The 17,732-nt window shown below is 65.4% G+C and carries 13 protein-coding genes and 2 pseudogenes; 10 read left to right on the top strand and 5 right to left on the bottom strand.

Translation table 11 applies throughout. From position 1 onward, the window contains the following. Positions 1 to 300 precede the first annotated feature (300 nt). A pseudogene (locus H5J25_RS11005) lies at positions 301 to 1,303 on the top strand (IS30 family transposase). Between the two features lie 62 nt (positions 1,304 to 1,365). Here the strand turns inward: H5J25_RS11005 and H5J25_RS11000 are convergent. Genes H5J25_RS11000 through H5J25_RS10990 form a run of 3 tightly spaced genes read right to left on the bottom strand, consistent with a single transcriptional unit; the run spans position 1,366 to position 2,816 of the window. Further along, positions 1,366 to 2,316, bottom strand: a complete 951-nt coding sequence (locus tag H5J25_RS11000) for an aldo/keto reductase (protein WP_202090915.1) — start codon at positions 2,314 to 2,316, stop codon at positions 1,366 to 1,368. 24 nt (positions 2,317 to 2,340) lie between these two features. Continuing rightward, positions 2,341 to 2,526, bottom strand: a complete 186-nt coding sequence (locus H5J25_RS10995; protein ID WP_202090913.1) for a hypothetical protein — start codon at positions 2,524 to 2,526, stop codon at positions 2,341 to 2,343. After that, the gene (locus tag H5J25_RS10990) at positions 2,526 to 2,816 is read right to left on the bottom strand and encodes a hypothetical protein (protein ID WP_202090911.1); all 291 of its coding nucleotides are present in this window, start codon (positions 2,814 to 2,816) and stop codon (positions 2,526 to 2,528) included. Before H5J25_RS10990 ends, H5J25_RS10995 begins: the two co-directional genes overlap by 1 nt. 119 nt (positions 2,817 to 2,935) lie before the next feature. On the opposite strand from H5J25_RS10990, the gene H5J25_RS10985 reads away from it, so the two are divergent. The 5 genes from H5J25_RS10985 (at position 2,936) to H5J25_RS10965 (ending at position 9,772) form a co-directional block, all read left to right on the top strand. After that, positions 2,936 to 3,895, top strand: coding sequence for an ArsR/SmtB family transcription factor (locus tag H5J25_RS10985; protein WP_202090909.1), 960 nt, complete (start codon positions 2,936 to 2,938; stop codon positions 3,893 to 3,895). Continuing rightward, positions 3,895 to 4,836, top strand: a complete 942-nt coding sequence (metF, locus tag H5J25_RS10980; RefSeq protein ID WP_225883067.1) for a methylenetetrahydrofolate reductase [NAD(P)H] — start codon at positions 3,895 to 3,897, stop codon at positions 4,834 to 4,836. The genes H5J25_RS10985 and metF overlap by 1 nt, the downstream gene beginning before the upstream one ends. Before the next feature lie 128 nt (positions 4,837 to 4,964). Further along, the gene (locus H5J25_RS10975) at positions 4,965 to 6,011 is read left to right on the top strand and encodes a homocysteine S-methyltransferase family protein (protein WP_202090904.1); all 1,047 of its coding nucleotides are present in this window, start codon (positions 4,965 to 4,967) and stop codon (positions 6,009 to 6,011) included. A 111-nt stretch (positions 6,012 to 6,122) separates the two neighbouring features. After that, positions 6,123 to 8,777 carry a methionine synthase gene (metH, locus tag H5J25_RS10970; protein WP_202090902.1) on the top strand — a complete coding sequence of 885 codons (2,655 nt, stop codon included), beginning with the start codon at positions 6,123 to 6,125 and terminating at the stop codon, positions 8,775 to 8,777. A gap of 62 nt (positions 8,778 to 8,839) precedes the next feature. Continuing rightward, on the top strand, positions 8,840 to 9,772 hold the full coding sequence (locus tag H5J25_RS10965) for a right-handed parallel beta-helix repeat-containing protein (RefSeq protein WP_202090900.1): 933 nt from the start codon (positions 8,840 to 8,842) through the stop codon (positions 9,770 to 9,772). Between the two features lie 15 nt (positions 9,773 to 9,787). On the opposite strand, the gene H5J25_RS10960 is transcribed toward H5J25_RS10965, so the two are convergent. Continuing rightward, positions 9,788 to 10,195, bottom strand: a complete 408-nt coding sequence (locus tag H5J25_RS10960; protein WP_225883066.1) for an excalibur calcium-binding domain-containing protein — start codon at positions 10,193 to 10,195, stop codon at positions 9,788 to 9,790. An 80-nt stretch (positions 10,196 to 10,275) separates the two neighbouring features. Then, positions 10,276 to 11,976, bottom strand: a complete 1,701-nt coding sequence (locus H5J25_RS10955; protein ID WP_404829612.1) for an alkaline phosphatase family protein — start codon at positions 11,974 to 11,976, stop codon at positions 10,276 to 10,278. A 133-nt stretch (positions 11,977 to 12,109) separates the two neighbouring features. Between H5J25_RS10955 and H5J25_RS21165 the strand changes: the two are divergent. From H5J25_RS21165 to H5J25_RS10935, 4 genes and pseudogenes are all read left to right on the top strand, one after another. After that, a pseudogene (locus H5J25_RS21165) lies at positions 12,110 to 14,139 on the top strand (protein-disulfide reductase DsbD family protein). A 192-nt stretch (positions 14,140 to 14,331) separates the two neighbouring features. After that, complete coding sequence (locus tag H5J25_RS10945) at positions 14,332 to 15,825, top strand: circularly permuted type 2 ATP-grasp protein (protein ID WP_202090894.1); 1,494 nt, start codon at positions 14,332 to 14,334, stop codon at positions 15,823 to 15,825. Beyond that, positions 15,825 to 16,760, top strand: coding sequence for an alpha-E domain-containing protein (locus tag H5J25_RS10940; RefSeq protein ID WP_202090893.1), 936 nt, complete (start codon positions 15,825 to 15,827; stop codon positions 16,758 to 16,760). Before H5J25_RS10945 ends, H5J25_RS10940 begins: the two co-directional genes overlap by 1 nt. Beyond that, positions 16,760 to 17,575, top strand: a complete 816-nt coding sequence (locus tag H5J25_RS10935; RefSeq protein ID WP_202090891.1) for a transglutaminase family protein — start codon at positions 16,760 to 16,762, stop codon at positions 17,573 to 17,575. The genes H5J25_RS10940 and H5J25_RS10935 overlap by 1 nt, the downstream gene beginning before the upstream one ends. The last annotated feature ends 157 nt before the right edge of the window (positions 17,576 to 17,732 follow it).

The raw sequence follows: 17,732 nt of genomic DNA, 5'->3' as shown, positions 1-17,732 counted from the left end.
GCCCTGACGGCCTGCAAACGGCGGTTTCGCGCGCTTCCGGTGCTCACGTACCGAGAGTAGGCTGCGCTCCGGGTCACGCAAAACTACCGTTTTCGGCACGTCATCTTCTGAATGTCTATCGGCCTTAGGGGACGGCCGGGTCGGCGGACGATTGAGCCGCCGAGCCGCCGACTATTGGTCGTCATCCCCGCGGAGGCGGGGATCCATATTGGCTTAGCTGTCGGTTCTTATGGAAACCGTGGTGATTATGGATTCCCTGGACTCACGAAAGAAGTGCACCACTGCTAGGGTGGTAGTGCGATGGGGCGAAGATACAGGCAGCTCAGCCTAGACGAGCGGATCGAGATTGCGCGGTTGCATGCCGCCGGGCTGTCGGATCGTGCGATAGCGGCGGCGATCGGCCGGGATCATACGACGATCGGTCGCGAGCGGCGGCGCAATAGCCAGCGGACGAAGGTCTGGGATGGGGGCTATGCCCCGGCGCGGGCGCATGCGCTGGCGGCACGGCGGCGGCGCTGGGACGGTCGCTTCAAGCTGGTACGCCAGCCGGACCTGCGAGAGATCGTGAGGAAAGGCCTTGCGATGGGACATTCCCCCGAACAGATCGCCGGCCGGCTGGCGCGTGATGCTGGTCGCACCGTGATCAGCCATGAGTCAATCTATCGCTACGTCTATCACCGCTCGGCGCAGAAAGACCATTGGCACCGCCTGCTGCCCCGCGCGAAGTTCAGGCGCGGGCGATATGCACGCCGCGGCGGCAGTCCGGCCAGCTTCATCCAGCACCGTATACCCCTGTCCGAACGGCCCGCAGAGGCCGACCGGCGCGACCAGCCGGGCCACTGGGAGGCCGACTACATGCTGTTCGCCCGATACGGTCACAACATCCTCGTCCTGCACGAACGACAGACCCGCTTCACCATTCTCGACAAGCCACCGCACCGCAAAGCCGCCTTGACCGCCAGCCGTATCGCAGCGCACCTGCGCGCCATCCCCCGCGACATGCGGCGCACCATCAGCTTCGATAACGGCACCGAGTTCGCCGAGCATTATCGCCTGCACGATCGTCTCGGCGTCGCCACCTTCTTCTGCGATGTCCGCAGCCCCTGGCAAAAAGGCGGGGTCGAAAATACCATCGGCCGGCTGCGCCGCGTCCTGCCCCGCAAGACCGACCTCGACACGATCACCCACCGGCAACTCCGTGCCTATGCCGAGCGCCTCAACAATACCCCCCAGAAAATGCCTCGACTTCCAGACACCCGCCGAGGCATTCATCGCTCTCTCAAACGGTGCACTTCAAACGTGAATCCACATCCCCGCCTGCGCGGGGATGACGATGTTTGATGTGGCTGAAGTCAAATCCGGGCCTCAGGCCCCAGCGTTGGACAGTCGCTCCAACTGGTCCTCGCTCAATTCCAGCGTGATCGACCCGAGCAGATCCTCGACCTGCTCGACGCTGGTGGCGCTGGCGATCGGTGCGGTGACGCCGGGCTGAGCGGCAAGCCAGGCGAGCGCGATCTGGGCGAGCGTCGCGCCGGTGTCCGCCGCGACCTCGTCCATCGCCGCAAGGACAGCGGCACCTTTTCCTTCCAGCAACTCGCCCATCCGGCCACCCCGAACGCTTTGTCCGAGATCGTCCTTCGTCCGGTACTTGCCGGTCAGGAAGCCCGATGCGAGCCCGTAATAGGGCACCACGCCGATATTGTTGGTGACGCAATAATCCTGCAACTCGCCCTCGAACTTGTGGCGGCTGACCAGATTATATTCCGGCTGCAGCACGTGATAGCTCGGCAGGCCGTGCTTGATCGCGGCGTCGCGCGCAGTTTTCAACCGCATGGCGTGGAAGTTCGACACACCGAGCGCGCGAACCTTGCCCGCCTCGATCAGCTTGGCGAATGCGGCCAGCGCATCCTCCTGCGCGACCGCATCGTCGTCCTGATGCGCGAAATACAGGTCGATCGTCTCCACGCCCAACCGCTGCAACGATGCGTCGCATGCCGCGGCGATACGGGCGGGTGCCAGTTTCTCGCCGCCTTCGCCGGGCAGCATCCCGACCTTGGTCGCGATGAGAACGTCGCCGCGCTTGCCGCTGGCCTTCAGCCATTCGCCGATCATCGTTTCGGATTCGCCGCCGGAATGGCCCGGGACCCACACCGAATAGACGTCCGCCGTATCGATCATCGTGCCGCCACCGGCAACGAAGGCGTCGAGCACGGCAAAACTGGCGGTCTTGTCCGCCGTCCAGCCGAAAACGTTTCCACCCAGGACGAGTGGAGCGATGTGCATATCGGTGGCGCCTAAGCGTCGCGTTGTCGTCATGACATTGACCTTCAAGACGCCGACCTATTGCGGCGGGGCTTTGTTCTTGCCTTCGAGGGCAACGGCGTTGGCATCCACGCTATTGGCGTCGAGCATCACCCTCGCATCGCTCAACTGGTCCGCCTCCCCCTGCGTGACCGTTCCCGGCGCGTCGGTCGTCGATCCGCACGCCGCGAGCGTCAACAGGGGAAGGAGGATCGCCGCCTTCATCACTGTTCGATGGCGTTCCCGGCATCCTTCAATGCAGCACCGGTGGCGTCACGCGCATCGCCGGCGGCATTGTCCAGCGCGGCGCCGGCATTGTCCATCGTCGCTTCGGCAGAACCGAAGGCGCGATCCGCTGCCGCATCGGTGTCGTTGACCGCTGCGCCCATCGTGGCGTTGGCATCCGCGGAAATCTGGTCGGCGGCCTCGGCCGTCTCATTCTGCGCGGCGGGCGAGCATGCGGCGAGCATCGCACCGAGGGTGAAGGTTGCGGCGACGGCGACGAGTTTTTTCATGAAAGATCCAGTTCCGATGTCGTTGAATATCGCGAGCCGTAACGCTAGCGGCACGGTTTAGGGTCCGCAACTGATCGCGCGTTGACCCCATATAAAGATATCTTTATATGACTGTCCCGATGACCCTGGCCCTCGACATATTCCGTGCGCTTGCCGACGCGACGCGATTGCGCATCCTGGCGTTGCTGCGCTCGATGGAATTGTCCGTCGGGGAACTGGCGCAGGTGCTGGGTCAAAGCCAGCCGCGCGTCAGCCGCCATGTGAAGATCCTGTGCGACGCCGGGCTTGCCGAACGCCGCAAGGAAGGCAGCTGGGTGTTCGTCGGCGTCGGAAGCGCGGCGAAGGTCGACCCTGTCGTGGCGGCGCTGGATGCGTGGAACGGGATCGAGGCGGATCACTGGGCGGTCGCGGACGCGGCGCGGCTGGCGGCCGTCCGCGCCGACCGTGCGACATCCGCGGCGGCATGGTTCGAAGCGAATGCAGGGCAGTGGGACGCGATCCGTTCGCTCCATGTCGCGGAGGAACAGGTCGAGGCTGCGATTTCAGACGTGCTGGGTGACGGCCAGATCGGGCGGCTGATCGATATCGGCACGGGGACGGGCCGGATGCTGGAACTGTTCGCCGGACGCGCCAAACACGCGCTGGGGATCGACCGCAGCAGCGAGATGTTGCGACTGGCGCGCGCGAAGCTGTCCGAACGCGGGCTTGCGAATGCGGAATTGCGTCAGGCCGATCTCTATGCCTTGCCGCTGGGGGACGGGGAGGCGGACGCCGCGATCATCCACCACGTCCTGCATTTCGCGCAGCAGCCGGGTGCCGCCATTGCAGAGGCAGCGCGGGTCCTGAGCCCCGGCGGGCGACTGCTGATCGCGGATTTCGCAGCGCACGACCGTGAGGAATTGCGCGCCCGCGACGCGCATACTCGCCTCGGTTTCTCCGACGAACAGATCGCGCAATGGTTCGCCGGCACCGGGCTTGCCCCGGTACGGACGGAAACACTCGAGGGTGGCGAATTGACGGTGAAGTTGTGGCTCGGGCGGAAGCTCGGATCGCCGGTACATGAGGTGAAGGCAGCGTAATGGTTTCGGTCAAGGATATGCAGGAAGCGCGCTATGCGCTGGACGCGCCGTTGTTCGCCGATGTGGCGGGCGATGCGCGGGTGAGCTTCGAATTCTTCCCGCCCAAGACGCAGAAGATGGAAGAGACGCTGTGGGAGTCGGTGCAGACGTTGTCGCCGCTCGGCCCGCGCTTCGTTTCCGTGACGTACGGCGCGGGCGGGACGACGCGCGAGCGGACGCATGCGACGGTCGCCCGGATCGCGCGCGACACGGATATTCCCGCCGCCGCGCACCTGACCTGTGTCGAGGCGACGCGAGAGGAGATCGATGCGGTCGCCAACGATTATTGGGATGCCGGCGTGCGGCACATCGTGGCGTTGCGCGGGGATTCGCCCGTCGCCGGTACGAAGTTCCAGTCGCCGGTGGGCGGTTACGAAAACGCCGCCGCGCTGGTCGCCGGCCTGCGCAAGCTGCATCCGTTCGAGATTTCGGTCGCGGCCTATCCGGAATGTCATCCCGATTCCCCGGATGCGGTTGCGGATCTGGATAATCTGAAGCGCAAGCTGGATGCCGGGGCGAGCCGTGCGATCACGCAATTCTTCCACGAGGCGGAGACGTTCTTCCGGTATCGCGATGCGGTCGCCAAGGCCGGGATCGATGCCGAGATCGTGCCCGGCATCATGCCGATCATGAACTTCGCCAGCGTGCAGCGCATGTCGGCGATGTGCGGAACGGTGGTGCCCGACTGGATGGGCACGTTGTTCGAAGGGCTGGATGATCGCCCGGCCGCGCGGCAACTGGTCTCCGCGACGATCGCGGCGGAATTGTGCCGGCGCCTGTATGCCGGCGGCGTGCGCGATTTCCACTTCTACACGCTGAACCGCGCCGAACTGAGCTTTGCGATCTGCCACCTGTTGGGCATCCGGGCGAAGACGCCCGCGCTGCGGGAACAGGCGGCTTAGTTTTTCTAAGCCCCTCCCCTTCAGGGGAGGGGTAGGGGGTGGGGGATGTCTCACCGAGATACCAGCTTGCTGGACTGCCCCACCCCCAACCCCTCCCCTGAAGGGGAGGGGCTAAGAAGGAAGATACGATGAATATCCGCGAAAAATTCCTCGCCGAGGCGGCCAAGCGCGTGCTGATCACCGACGGCGCGTTCGGTACCGAGATCCAGAACTGGAAGCTGGGCGAGGCCGATTACGCCGGCGACCTTAACCTGGCGAAGGACCAGAAGGGGAATAACGATATCCTGGCGCTGACCAAGCCGGAGGTGCCGGAGACGATCACGCGCGAGTATCTCGATGCCGGGTCGGACATCGTGTCGACCAATACCTTCTCCGCCAACCTGATCTCGCAGGCGGATTACGCCGCCGAGCATCTGGTGCGCGAGATCAACCTGGCATCGGCGCAGATCGCGCGGCGGCTGGCCGATGAATATGCTGCGAAGGACGGTCGTCCGCGTTTCGTGGCCGGCGCGATCGGGCCGACCAACAAGACGCTGTCGCTGTCGCCGGACGTCAACGATCCGGGCTTTCGCGAGATCGATTTCGATTATCTGAAGCAGGTGTACCGTGAACAGATCGACGCGCTGATCGAGGGCGGGGTGGATTTCATCCTGATCGAGACGGTGTTCGACACGCTGAACGCCAAGGCCGGGATCATGGCCGCGCTGGAAGCGGCGCAGGATCTGGGCCGCGACGTACCTATCATGATGTCGATGACGTTGACCGACCTGTCCGGGCGCAACCTGTCGGGGCACACGGTCGAGGCGTTCTGGCACGCGGTGCGGCATGCGAGGCCGGTGACGATCGGGCTGAACTGTTCGTTCGGGGCGGAACAGCTTCGCCCGCACGTCCGCACGCTCAGCGATATCGCGGATACGCTGATCATGGTCTACCCGAATGCGGGCCTGCCCAACGAACTCGGCGAATATGACGAAATGCCGGATACGACCGCCGGGCTGGTGCTGGAATGGGCGAAGGCGGGGCAGGTCAACGTGCTCGGCGGCTGTTGCGGATCGACCCCGGCGCACATCAAGGCGATGGCGGATGCGGTCAAGGGCCTGCCTTCGCGGGCGATCGCGCAGCCTGCCGTGCGGACCAAGCTCGCCGGGCTGGAGCCGATGACGATGGCGGCGTAAAGGCTCCCCTCCCGCTTGCGGGAGGGGCCGGGGAGGGCCTGCCCCCGGACCGCGTTGGATTCAGGCCCTCCCCCGACCCCTCCCGCAAACGGGAGGGGGAAGAAAGATGCTATGACCACCAATTCCTCCGCCAATTTCGTCAATATCGGTGAGCGTACCAACGTCACCGGGTCCGCGCGTTTCAAGAAGCTGATCATGGCGGGCGACTATCCCGCCGCGGTCGAGGTCGCGTTGCAGCAGGTGGAGAGCGGCGCGCAGGTGCTCGACGTCAACATGGACGAAGGGCTGCTCGACGCCGAATATGCGATGACCACGTTCCTGAAGCTGATCGCGGCGGAACCGGATATCGCGCGCATCCCGTTCATGGTCGACAGCTCGAAATGGTCGGTGATCGAGGCGGGGCTGAAATGCGTCAGCGGCAAGCCGATCGTCAATTCGATCAGCATGAAGGAGGGCGAGGAACAGTTCCTTACCCAGGCGCGCAAGTGCATGAATTACGGCGCGGCGGTGGTCGTCATGGCGTTCGACGAGGTCGGGCAGGCAGATACCAAGGCGCGCAAGGTCGAGATTTGCGAACGCGCGTACAAGCTGCTCGTCGGCATCGGCTTCCCGCCCGAGGACATCATCTTCGACCCCAACGTCTTCGCGGTTGCGACGGGGATCGAGGAGCATAACAATTACGGCGTCGACTTCATCGAAGCGTGCGCCGAGATCAAGGCACGCTGCCCGCATGTCCATATTTCGGGCGGGCTGTCGAACCTGAGCTTCAGCTTCCGCGGCAACGAACCCGTGCGCCGCGCGATGCACTCCGTGTTCCTGTATCACGCCATTCCGCAGGGCATGGATATGGCGATCGTCAATGCCGGGCAGCTCGACGTGTACGACACGATCGATCCCGAACTGCGCACCGCGTGCGAGGACGTGATCCTCAACCGCGATCCGGACGCGACCGAGCGGCTGATTGCGCTGGCCGAACGCTATAAGGGCACCGATGCGGTGGCGGAGAAGGCGGCGGCGGAATGGCGCTCGCTGCCCGTCGCCAAGCGGCTGGAATATGCGTTGGTCAAGGGCATCGACGCGCATGTCGTGGACGATACCGAGGAATGCCGTCAGCTGTTCGCGCGCCCGATCGAAGTGATCGAGGGGCCGTTGATGGACGGGATGAACGTGGTCGGCGACCTGTTCGGATCGGGCAAGATGTTCCTGCCGCAGGTCGTGAAGTCGGCGCGCGTTATGAAGAAGGCCGTCGCGCATCTACTGCCCTTCATCGAGGCGGCGAAGGAGCCGGGCGCGCGCGGCAAGGGCAAGATCATCATGGCGACCGTCAAGGGCGACGTGCATGATATCGGCAAGAACATCGTCGGCGTGGTCCTGCAGTGCAACGGCTTCGACGTGGTCGACATGGGCGTCATGGTGGCATGGCCCGACATCCTGAAGGCAGCGAACGAGAACGATGCCGACATGATCGGCCTGTCCGGGCTGATAACCCCGTCCCTGGACGAAATGGTCACCGTGGCGGAGGAAATGAAGCGCGCCGGGATGACGATGCCGCTGCTGATCGGCGGCGCCACGACGTCCAAGGTGCATACCGCGCTGCGCATTTCGCCGGCTTACGATGGCCCGGTGGTCCATGTGCTGGACGCCAGCCGCGCTGTCGGCGTCGCATCGACTTTGGTGTCGGACACGATCCGAGACGAATTCGTCAAGAAGACGTCGGACGAGTATGAAGCGGTTCGTATCTCCCGCGCGAACAAAGGGCAGAACGACCTGCTGCCGCTCGCCAAGGCGCGCGCCAATCCCTTCGGGGCCGACATGGCGCTGAAGCCGCCGGCACCTGCCAAGCCCGGCGTGCACGTGTTCCGCGACTGGGACCTGAGCGACCTGCGCGAACTGATCGACTGGACGCCGTTCTTCCGTGCGTGGGAGCTGGCCGGGAATTATCCCGCCATTTTGACCGACGAAGTGGTCGGCGAAAGCGCGACTTCGCTGTTCGAGGACGCGCAGGCGATGCTCGACAAGATCATCGCGGAAAAGTGGCTGACGGCGCGCGGCGTGGCGGGGTTGTGGTCCTGCGCGCGGCATGACGACGATGTGATCGTGGACCTGAAGGGCGATTTCAACGCGGAGGAATTGCGCGGGCTGGACATGCTCAATCTGGTCGAAGGCACCGACGTCGTGCGCCTGCCGTTCCTGCGACAGCAGATCGCCAAGCGCGAGGGGCGGGCCAATATGTGCCTCGCCGATTTCGTCGATCCCAAGGGCGACTGGATCGGTGGCTTCGCGGTGTCGATCCACGGTATCGAGCCGCATCTGGCGCGCTTCAAGGCGGCGATCGACGATTATTCGGACATCCTGCTGAAGGCGCTGGCGGATCGCTTGGCGGAAGCGTTCGCGGAACGGTTGCACCAGCATGTCCGTCAGGACCTGTGGGGCTATGCGCCGGACGAGCAACTGACCAACGAGGCGCTGATCCGCGAACAGTATCGCGGCATCCGCCCGGCGCCCGGCTATCCCGCCTGCCCGGAACACAGCTTGAAGACGCAATTGTTCGAGATGCTCGACGCGCATCACGCCACCGGCGTTACGCTGACCGAGAGTTTCGCGATGCTGCCGACGGCGGCCGTCAGCGGCTTCTATTTCGGGCACCCGCAGGCCGAATATTTCGGCGTGGCGCGGATCGGCCCGGATCAGGTGCAGGATTACGCGACACGGCGCGGCGTCAGCCTTGAACAGGCACAGCGCTGGCTTCGGCCGAATCTGGATTAACCCTCAATTCGGCTTCACGCCGGTCGCATCCCTCGTCATGGCCTTGGACGAGGAGAATTCTGATGCGCCGGTTGTTGCCCCTGCTTGCGATCGCACTGTCCGCGCCCGTTTTGGCCGAGCAGCCCCGCGCGCCGTTCGTCATCGAGGCGACGGGTGAAGGCTTCGCGACGTTGGACGCGGCGGTACAATCGGTGCGCATGGGCACGGCGACGATCCTGATCGCCCCCGGCGTCTATCACGAATGCACCGTGCAGGCGGGCGGACACATCACGTTCAAGGCGGTCCAGGCGGGCACCGCGATCTTCGAGCGGACGGTGTGCGAGGACAAGGCGGCGTTCGTCCTGCGCGGCAACGGGTCGGTCGTGGACGGCATCGTATTTCGCGGCTTCAGTGTCAGCGATGGCAACGGTGCGGGCATCCGCGCGGAAATGGGCGACCTTGTCGTCCGCAACGCAATGTTCCTCGACAGTCAGGAAGGGATTCTCGGCGGGGAGCCGACGAACCAGCGGATCACGATCGACCGGTCGACCTTTTCCGGGCTTGGCCAGTGCGATCAGGCGGTGAATTGCAGCCATTCGATCTATCTCGGCAACAAGGGGTCGGTGACGATCACCAATTCCCGGTTCGAACGCGGAACGGGCGGGCATTACGTGAAGCTGCGCGTGCCGAACGTCACGATCGCCAACAACAGCTTCGACGACACGGCGGGCAGGAGGACCAATTACATGATCGACCTGTCGGAAGGCGGCACGGGCGTGATCCAGGGCAATACGTTCGTGCAGGGGCGCGGCAAGGAGAATGGCGGCGCGCTGATCGTCATTGCCGCAGAGGCAAAGACCTACGGATCGGCAGGATTGCGGATCGAAAGCAACGATGCGCGGCTGGCGCCGGGTGCGGCCGGAAATCCTGCATTCGTTGCGGATTACAGCCATGATCGGCTGGCCATCGGCGCGAACCGGCTGGGTCCGGGCGTTCGTGCGTTCGAGACCCGCTGACCCCGGCGGGTTACATCATCGGTACGAGTTTTTGCGGGGGCCGGGGTCCATTTCGCTCGAAGGCGGCACCGGCGGCGGCGGCGGCGGCGGAGGGGCTGCTTCCTGAACCGGTTCGGTGGGTTGGGTGACCGGCGCCGGCGACGGCGTTTGCGTGGCGGCGATCGATGCCGAGGAAGTGCCCACCGTTTCGCAGGCGACGCCGTTCATGTTGCCGTCTAGCGCGGCCCGGTAGCCGGGCTGGCCCATGCGCAACGGGGCTGCTCCGGCGGCGCGAACCGCGTCGCAATCAGCGTATATTTCGGCCGGAATCGAAACGGCTGCGACCGCCGGTTGAGAAGGGGCGGGGGGCGCGGTGAGGGCGAAGATCGCGGCGAACATGAAAATGCTCGCCGCGATGGTCATAATGATAAAGCGCTGGTTCACGGCGACAATGTATAGTGCCTAGGAGTTGCCGGACGGTTACCGTCGCCCGGAACTTCGCTCTCGATCTCGCGCGCTGGTCGCTATTTGCACGGCGCCCCGCCCGCATTCAGGTCCAGACAGCGACCATCCACACCCGGAACCTTCAACGCGATCGTCCTGGCAAGCGTCGGCGCGATGTCGACCGTCTCGATCCCGCCGGCATGTTCGAACCGGGCCATGCCATTTCGCCAGAACAGGATCGGCACCCGACGATCGTAATTATACGGGCTGCCATGCGTCGCGACCGAACCGCCGTTCGTCGTCGGGATCGGCGTCACGCGTGGTTTGAGGAATACGACGAGGTCCCCCGAGCGCGGCGCATAAAAGGACGCACGCGCCTTCTCGATCAGCGTCCAGTTCTCCGGCGTGCCCTTCGGCATCGGGCTGGCCGCAATCTGTTCGGCAGTCAGTACCAAGGCGACCTGCGGCATCGCCTTGTAACGCGCGACGGCCTCCGCAATCACGGCCTTGCGCTGCGCCGGGGTGATCGATTTCGACACCCAGATGTCGCCGTTCGGAATGTCGCCGAACAGCAACGGCGTCGTGATGCCGAGCTTTTCACCGATCGCCTTGCCGACGATCGCGGGTGCCAGATCGACGCTGGCGCGCTGCGCCTCGGGCATGTTCGACAGGATTTCGCGTTCGGGCAAATCGTTGCCGCCATGATCCGCGGTCAGCGCGACTTCGTAATCCACGCCGGTCGCATCCAGCACGGACAGGAATCCGCCCAGATTGCTGTCCAGTTCCGCCATCTGGATGCACATCTCGACGCCTTCGGTGCCGAACGTATGCCCGACATAGTCCGTCGCCGACGCGCCGACGGTGATGATGTCCGTCTGCGGGCCTTGGCCCAGCTTCATGTCCTGGACCATCCCCGCGGCGAGCGCGAAGACGGACGTGTCGAAGGCGGGCGATATGCGGAAGGCGCGCGTGTCGCCGGCCGCCCGATCGAAATGCCCGGTGCCGACCGAACGCCCGTTTCCGAGATCGACGGCCTTGTCGCGCGCGGTGCAGTGCGCGGGGACGGGCAGCGCCGCCTGCGGCTTGGCGAGCAAGGCCGCCACGGCCTGGTTGGCGCGCGTCACGACGGCGGGCGTCGCGCGACCGGCGTAGCTGACGAAGCCCTTGTTGGTCCACCACCACAGCTCGTCGACCTTGTGACCGCCCATCATCACGGCCGCGCGGTCCTTGCCCGCGACCGACACGACGCGCGTCCGCGGATCCGCCGCCTTCATCCGTTCGCCGAGCGTGGGGACGAGAAGATGCTTGTCGGACACGGTATAGTTGGAGGAATCCATCCCCGGAACGCTCTCATCCTCCGCGCAATATACGGTCTTGTCCTTGCGCGGCGTGTTCAGATCGACCCAGTTGTTGGCGATGATGCCGGTATGCGCGGGGCGATAGCCGGTCGTGATCGTGGAATGGCCGGGGCACGTCTCGGTCGCGGCATGGCTCTGGAAACCGGACGGGAAGACGCCGCCCTCCATCAGTCGCGCGAAACCGTCGTTGAAGGTCGAGCGATATTCGCCGAACAGGTCGGCCGAGAACTGGTCGACCGAGATCACGACGATCAGCTTCGGCGGTCCCTTTGGCGCGGACGCGGGCGCGACGGGCACTGGCAAACGCGTCGGCGCCGTCTGGGCGGCGAGCGGCGCGGATGACAGCGCGAGGATGGAAGCGGCGAGCGCGGTGAGGCCGGTCGCGGTATGTTTCACGGCTGCGGGGATCTTCGCTGCGGGGATCTTCACGGGGGATTCCTTACGAGTGCAAAGCGGGAATAGCCCCGCTATGAGCGACGCGAACGGACGCGACAAGATCGGTTGCATGTCGCCCCGCCCGTCTGCCTGACCGTCCGCCTTTAAGACTGGATTTTCGATGCGCGCCTTTTGGGTCATGTTCGTGACACTGCTGACGTTCGGCACCATGCTCGCCACGCCGGCGTCCGGCGAAGGCCCCGGCGCGCTGGGGGCGGGGCCGCATCTGGCGATCCGACTGGTCGCGGAGACGAGCCAGCCGAAAGCGGGCAGCGAGGTGACGCTGGCACTCGACACGCGACCACAGGCGAACTGGCACGGTTACTGGTCCAACCCCGGCGATGCGGGATTTCCGGCGAAGCTCGACTGGACGCTGCCGCAGGGGATGAAGGCGGGGGCGCTTGCCTATCCGGTGCCGGGCACGCTGCTGATCGCCGGGCTGATGAACTATGTCTACGAAACGCCCTATGCGCCGCTGGTCACTCTGACCGTTCCGGCGGGGCTGGCCGCGGGGACGAAACTGCCGGTCCGTCTGAAGATGGATTACCTCGTCTGCACCAGCACGGTGTGCGTGCCCGAACAGGCGACGCTGTCGACCGATCTCATCGTCGGCGACGGCTCGATCACAGCCGAAACGCGCGCGCAGTTCGATACGTGGCGGCGTGCGATCCCCCGGCCGCTGGATGCCAAGGCGACGTGGCAAGTGACGGACGGCGTGGCGAAGATCGCCATTCCCTATCCGGCGAGCGCGCCGCTGTCGGACGCCTATTTCTTCCCGCTGACCACCGGCGCGATCGACTATGCCGCGCCGCAGACGGTGACCCGGTCGGGCGATACGCTAGTTGTTTCGACCAAAGCGACGAAGGGCGGACAACCGCTGGACGGTGTGTTGCGGATCGGCGGGGGCAGCGCATTGGCCGTATCTGCGGTGCCGGGCGTGGTCGCGGCGGGCGGATCGGCGGCGGCAGCGGACTGGTGGCAGACCGCGGTGATCGCATTCGGCGGTGCGGTACTCGGCGGGCTGATCCTCAACATCATGCCCTGCGTCTTTCCGATCCTGAGCCTGAAGGCGCTGAGCCTCGCGCGCGGGCATCTGGACGAGGGCGCGGCGCGGCGCGAGGCGCTGGCCTATGCGGGTGGCGTGATCGCGGTGTGCCTGGCGCTGGGCGGGCTGATCCTCGCGTTGCGGGCGGGGGAAGTGCGGTCGGCTGGGCATTCCAGTTGCAGGATCCGCGTGTCGTTATCGTCCTTCTGCTGCTGACGGTCGCGCTGGCGCTGAATCTCGCGGGGCTGTTCGAGATACCGACGCCGCGTTTCGTCAATCAGGCAGGCGGGGTGGGTGGCGCGTTCGCAACCGGCGCGCTGGCGGCGTTCATCGCCACGCCGTGCACCGGGCCGTTCATGGGGGCGGCGTTGGGCGCGGCCCTGGTCCTGCCCTGGGCGGCGGCGCTGGCCGTGTTCGCCGGTCTTGGCCTCGGACTGGCCTTGCCGTTCCTGGCATTGGGCTTCGTGCCCGCATTCCGCCGGGCGTTGCCGAAGCCGGGTGCGTGGATGGAGACGTTCCGCCATATCCTGAGCATCCCGATGTGGCTGACCGCGCTGGCATTGGCCTGGGTTTTGGGTCGTCAGGCGGGCGTGGACGGGCTGACGCTCGGGCTGGGCGCGGCGCTGGCGCTGGCACTGGTGCTGTGGGTATCGGGTCGGCGGCAGTCGCGGGGGCTGGGCTTCGGAGCAGTGGCGTCGATCGCGTTGATCGTCATCGCGGCGGCATCGGCCTCGCTGGTGCATCCCGCACCGGTGCAGGCGGCGGGCGCTGCCACGGCGAAGGCGGATGCGTTCAGCGAAAAGAAATTGGCCGATCTGCGCGCGCAGGGGCGTCCGGTGTTTGCCTATTTCACCGCCGACTGGTGCCTGACGTGCAAGGTCAACGAGGCGGCGGCGATCGATACGGATGCGACACGCGATGCCTTCGCCAAGAAGAACGTGGCGGTGCTGGTCGGGGACTGGACGGACGGCGACGCGACGCTTGGGCGGTTCATCGAACAGCATAACCGTGCCGGAGTGCCGCTGTACCTGTATTACGCGCCGGGGGCAGCTGAGCCGCAGGTCTTGCCGCAAATCTTGACGCCGGGGGTGTTGGCGGCGCTTTGATCTGACGGGGCGGGCGCGTCTCGCCTTGTTGCCAATCATCCAGTTTGCCCTACGACGCCGGCCGGCGGCGCTGCGCTTGCCGGGCATCGAAGGAAAAGTGCCCCCGGCACTTTTCTTTTTCTTCGATGCTTGTGCAATGCAGCAATACGTCGCAGCATGGAACGGACGACGTTCAGGGGCATTACGGGGTAGATGGGGAAAACACGCGCGTTCGATGAAATCATGGGGCAACCCGGCAGTACGAAGCCGCGCCCGGAACTCGCAAGCCTCGGCCAGTGGATCGAAGACACGCCCGCCCCCGAATTGCTGCGCCGCCAGCACAGCGCCGAGGCGACGTTCCGTCAGCTCGGCATTACTTTCGCAGTCTACGGGGAAAGCGATGCGAGCGAGCGGATCATCCCGTTCGATATCGTGCCCCGCATCTTCCTGGCCGACGAATGGTCGCGCCTGTCCGAAGGGCTGGTGCAGCGGGTCGAAGCGATCAACGCGTTCCTCGACGACATCTATGGCGCACGACGCATCCTGGATGCCGGGGTGCTGCCGCCGGACCTGATCTTCGGCAATGCGCAGTTCCGGCCCGAAATCGCCGGGATGCGCCCGCCGCACGGCATCTGGGCGCACATTTGCGGGATCGATCTGGTGCGTACCGGGCCGGACGATTTCTTCGTGCTTGAGGATAATGCGCGGACGCCGTCCGGGGTCAGCTACATGCTGGAAAACCGCGAGGCGATGCTGCGGCTGTGCCCCGAACTGTTCCGCGAATTCCGCGTCGCGGCGGTGGATTCCTATCCCGACCGGCTGCTGGAAACGATGAAGTCGGTCGCGCCGCACGGCGTGACCAATCCGGTGTGCGTCGTGTTGACCCCCGGCCATTACAACTCGGCCTATTACGAACATAGCTTCCTGGCGGATTCGATGGGAATCGAACTGGTCGAGGCGGCGGATCTGGTCGTCGATGACGACATCGTATGGATGCGCACGATCGCCGGCCGCGTGAAGGTGGACGTGATCTATCGCCGGATCGACGACGATTATCTCGATCCGCTGGTGTTCCGCCCGGATTCGATGCTCGGCGTGCCGGGGCTGATCTCGGCCTATGCGGCGGGCAACGTCGCGTTGCTCAACGCTCCGGGCAACGGCATTGCGGACGACAAGGCGATCTACAGCTACATGCCGGAGATCGTGAAGTTCTACACCGGCGCCGAGGCGAAACTGCCGAACGTCGAGACATGGCGCTGCCGCGAACCGCAGGCGCTGAAGTACGTGCTCGACAATCTGGAGAAAGTGGTCGTCAAGCTGGTCGACGGATCGGGCGGATACGGAATGTTGGTCGGGCCGACCGCGTCAAAGAAGGAGATCGAGGATTTCCGCGCCGCGCTGATCGCCGAGCCGCAGCGGTACATTGCGCAGCCGACCCTGGCATTGTCGACCGTACCGACGCTGGCGGACAGCGGTCTTGCCCCGCGGCATGTGGATTTCCGGCCGTTCGTGCTGACCGGGTCGAAAGGGATACAGGTCGTGCCCGGCGGGTTGACGCGCGTCGCGCTGAAGGAAGGATCTTTGGTCGTCAATTCCTCGCAAGGCGGCGGCACGAAGGACAGCTTCGTGCTGATGGACGGGGGGAACGTACAGCAACAGTCGATGGGCGGCATGAGCCAGTCGCAGGGGAGCGGGGCGCAGTGCTGATGCTGTCGCGGACCGCATCCTCGCTCTATTGGTTGGGCCGGTATATCGAGCGCGCCGACTTCATCGCGCGTCTGGTGGAAGCGACGGTTCGCCTCGACGTATTGTCGCCGCGCCCGGCGGGTGAGGCAGCGTGGCAAAGTGCGCTGCGCGTTACCGAGACGGACGACGCGTTCGACTCGGCGGGCGGCAGTTTGACGCAGCAGCGCGTGGCGCAGTTCCTCACGCTTGACAGCAGTCATCCGGGATCGATCGTCCGCTGTCTCGACATGGCGCGCAACAATGCGCGCGCGGTGCGGACCGCGCTGACGCGCGAGGCGTGGACGGCAATCAACCGCGCATGGCTGATCTTCGATCGGCGTGCGTCGGCGGGCGGGACGGTGGCGACGCTGAATTTGGTCGAGATGGTGCAGACCGAGGCGCGCGGCTTCGAAGGCGCGATCCACAAGATGCTGCGCAACCAGACGACGCAGTTCATCCGGCTGGGACAGGCGGTCGAGCGGGCAGACAATACCGCGCGATTGCTGGACGTGAAATATCATCTTCTGTTGCCCGAAGGCGAGCAGATCGGCGGCGTGGTCGATCGCGACCAATGGACCACGATCCTGCAGACGGTGTCGGCGGTGACCGCCTATCGCTGGCTGTATTCGGAAGGATTGCGGCCCGCCAACGTCATCGACCTGTTGATCGCCCGGCAGGAATTGCCGCGCAGCCTCGCAGCGTCCGTCGAGGAGACGGTCGATATTCTCAGCTTGCTCGCCAAGCGCACCGGTCTGCACGGGGAAGCGGACCGGATGGCGCGGATGCGGCACACGCGGCTGGCCAAGACACGCACGGGGGAGGTGATCGTGAACGGACTGCACCAATATCTACAGGCGTTCCTGACGGAGAATGATCTGCTGCACGCGGCCATCGGCCGGCAGTTCAAGTTCACCTGATGCGGCTCTCGATCGACCACCGCACAACTTACCGCTTTTCGGTGCCGCAAGGACGGCTGACCCAGATGCTCCGCATGACGCCGGAGGATACCGACGACCAGACGGTGGCCGACTGGGATCTGCACGTCGATTGCGACGCGCGGCTGCGTCCCGGGCGGGACGGCTTCGGCAACAATGTGACGATGCTGTACGCGGAAGGGCCGCTCGACGCGATCGAGATCGCCGTGTCGGGCGAGGTGCTGACCAACAGCGCTGACGGCGTGGTGCATGGCACGCACGAAGTCCTGCCGCCCGCATTGTACCTACGGTCCACGCCGCTGACGATCGGCAATGCCGAGATCGCGGAATTTGCGCGGGACTCGGTGGCGGGCACCGACGATCAGATCGCGCGGTTGCACCGGTTGAACCTTGCACTGGCGTCGCGCTTCACTGCGGACCAGCGGCGGCCGAAATCGGGCCAGACCGCGATCGAGGCATTCGGCGGCAGCAGCGCGACCCCGCGCGACATGGCGCATATGTTCCTGGCGGCCGCGCATTCGCTCGGTGTGCCGGCACGCTACATATCGGGCTACAGCATGCGCGCGTTCGGCGGAGAACACCGCCCCGCGCCGCACGGCTGGGCGGAGGCCCATGTCGACCGGCTCGGCTGGGTCGCGTTCGACCCCTGCGCCGGGCGATCCGCTGACGAGGCCTATGTCCGCGTCGCGGTCGCGCTGGATGCGGCCGGTGCGGCGCCCGTCGCCGGATCGCGGCTGGGCGTGGGCGACGAGGAGATGGACGTCGACGTCACCGTCTCGCCCGCGGAGGGGCAGTGACCCTGGGAGGGGATTGAGCGGCGCTGTTCACTCCCAACCGTTCGTCCTGAGCGTGTCGAAGGGCGTGCGCCGGGGACAGGTGCTTCGACAGGCTCAGCACGAACGGGTTAGATGAAGTCATCGCTCTATCGACAGTTCCCCGCAACCGTCCGTCATT

This window comes from Sphingomonas aliaeris, assembly GCF_016743815.1.
Taxonomy (GTDB): Bacteria; Pseudomonadota; Alphaproteobacteria; order Sphingomonadales; family Sphingomonadaceae; genus Sphingomonas; species Sphingomonas aliaeris.
Note: the sequence above shows the minus strand (reverse complement) of the source record. Positions and strands in the feature narration are given on the sequence as shown.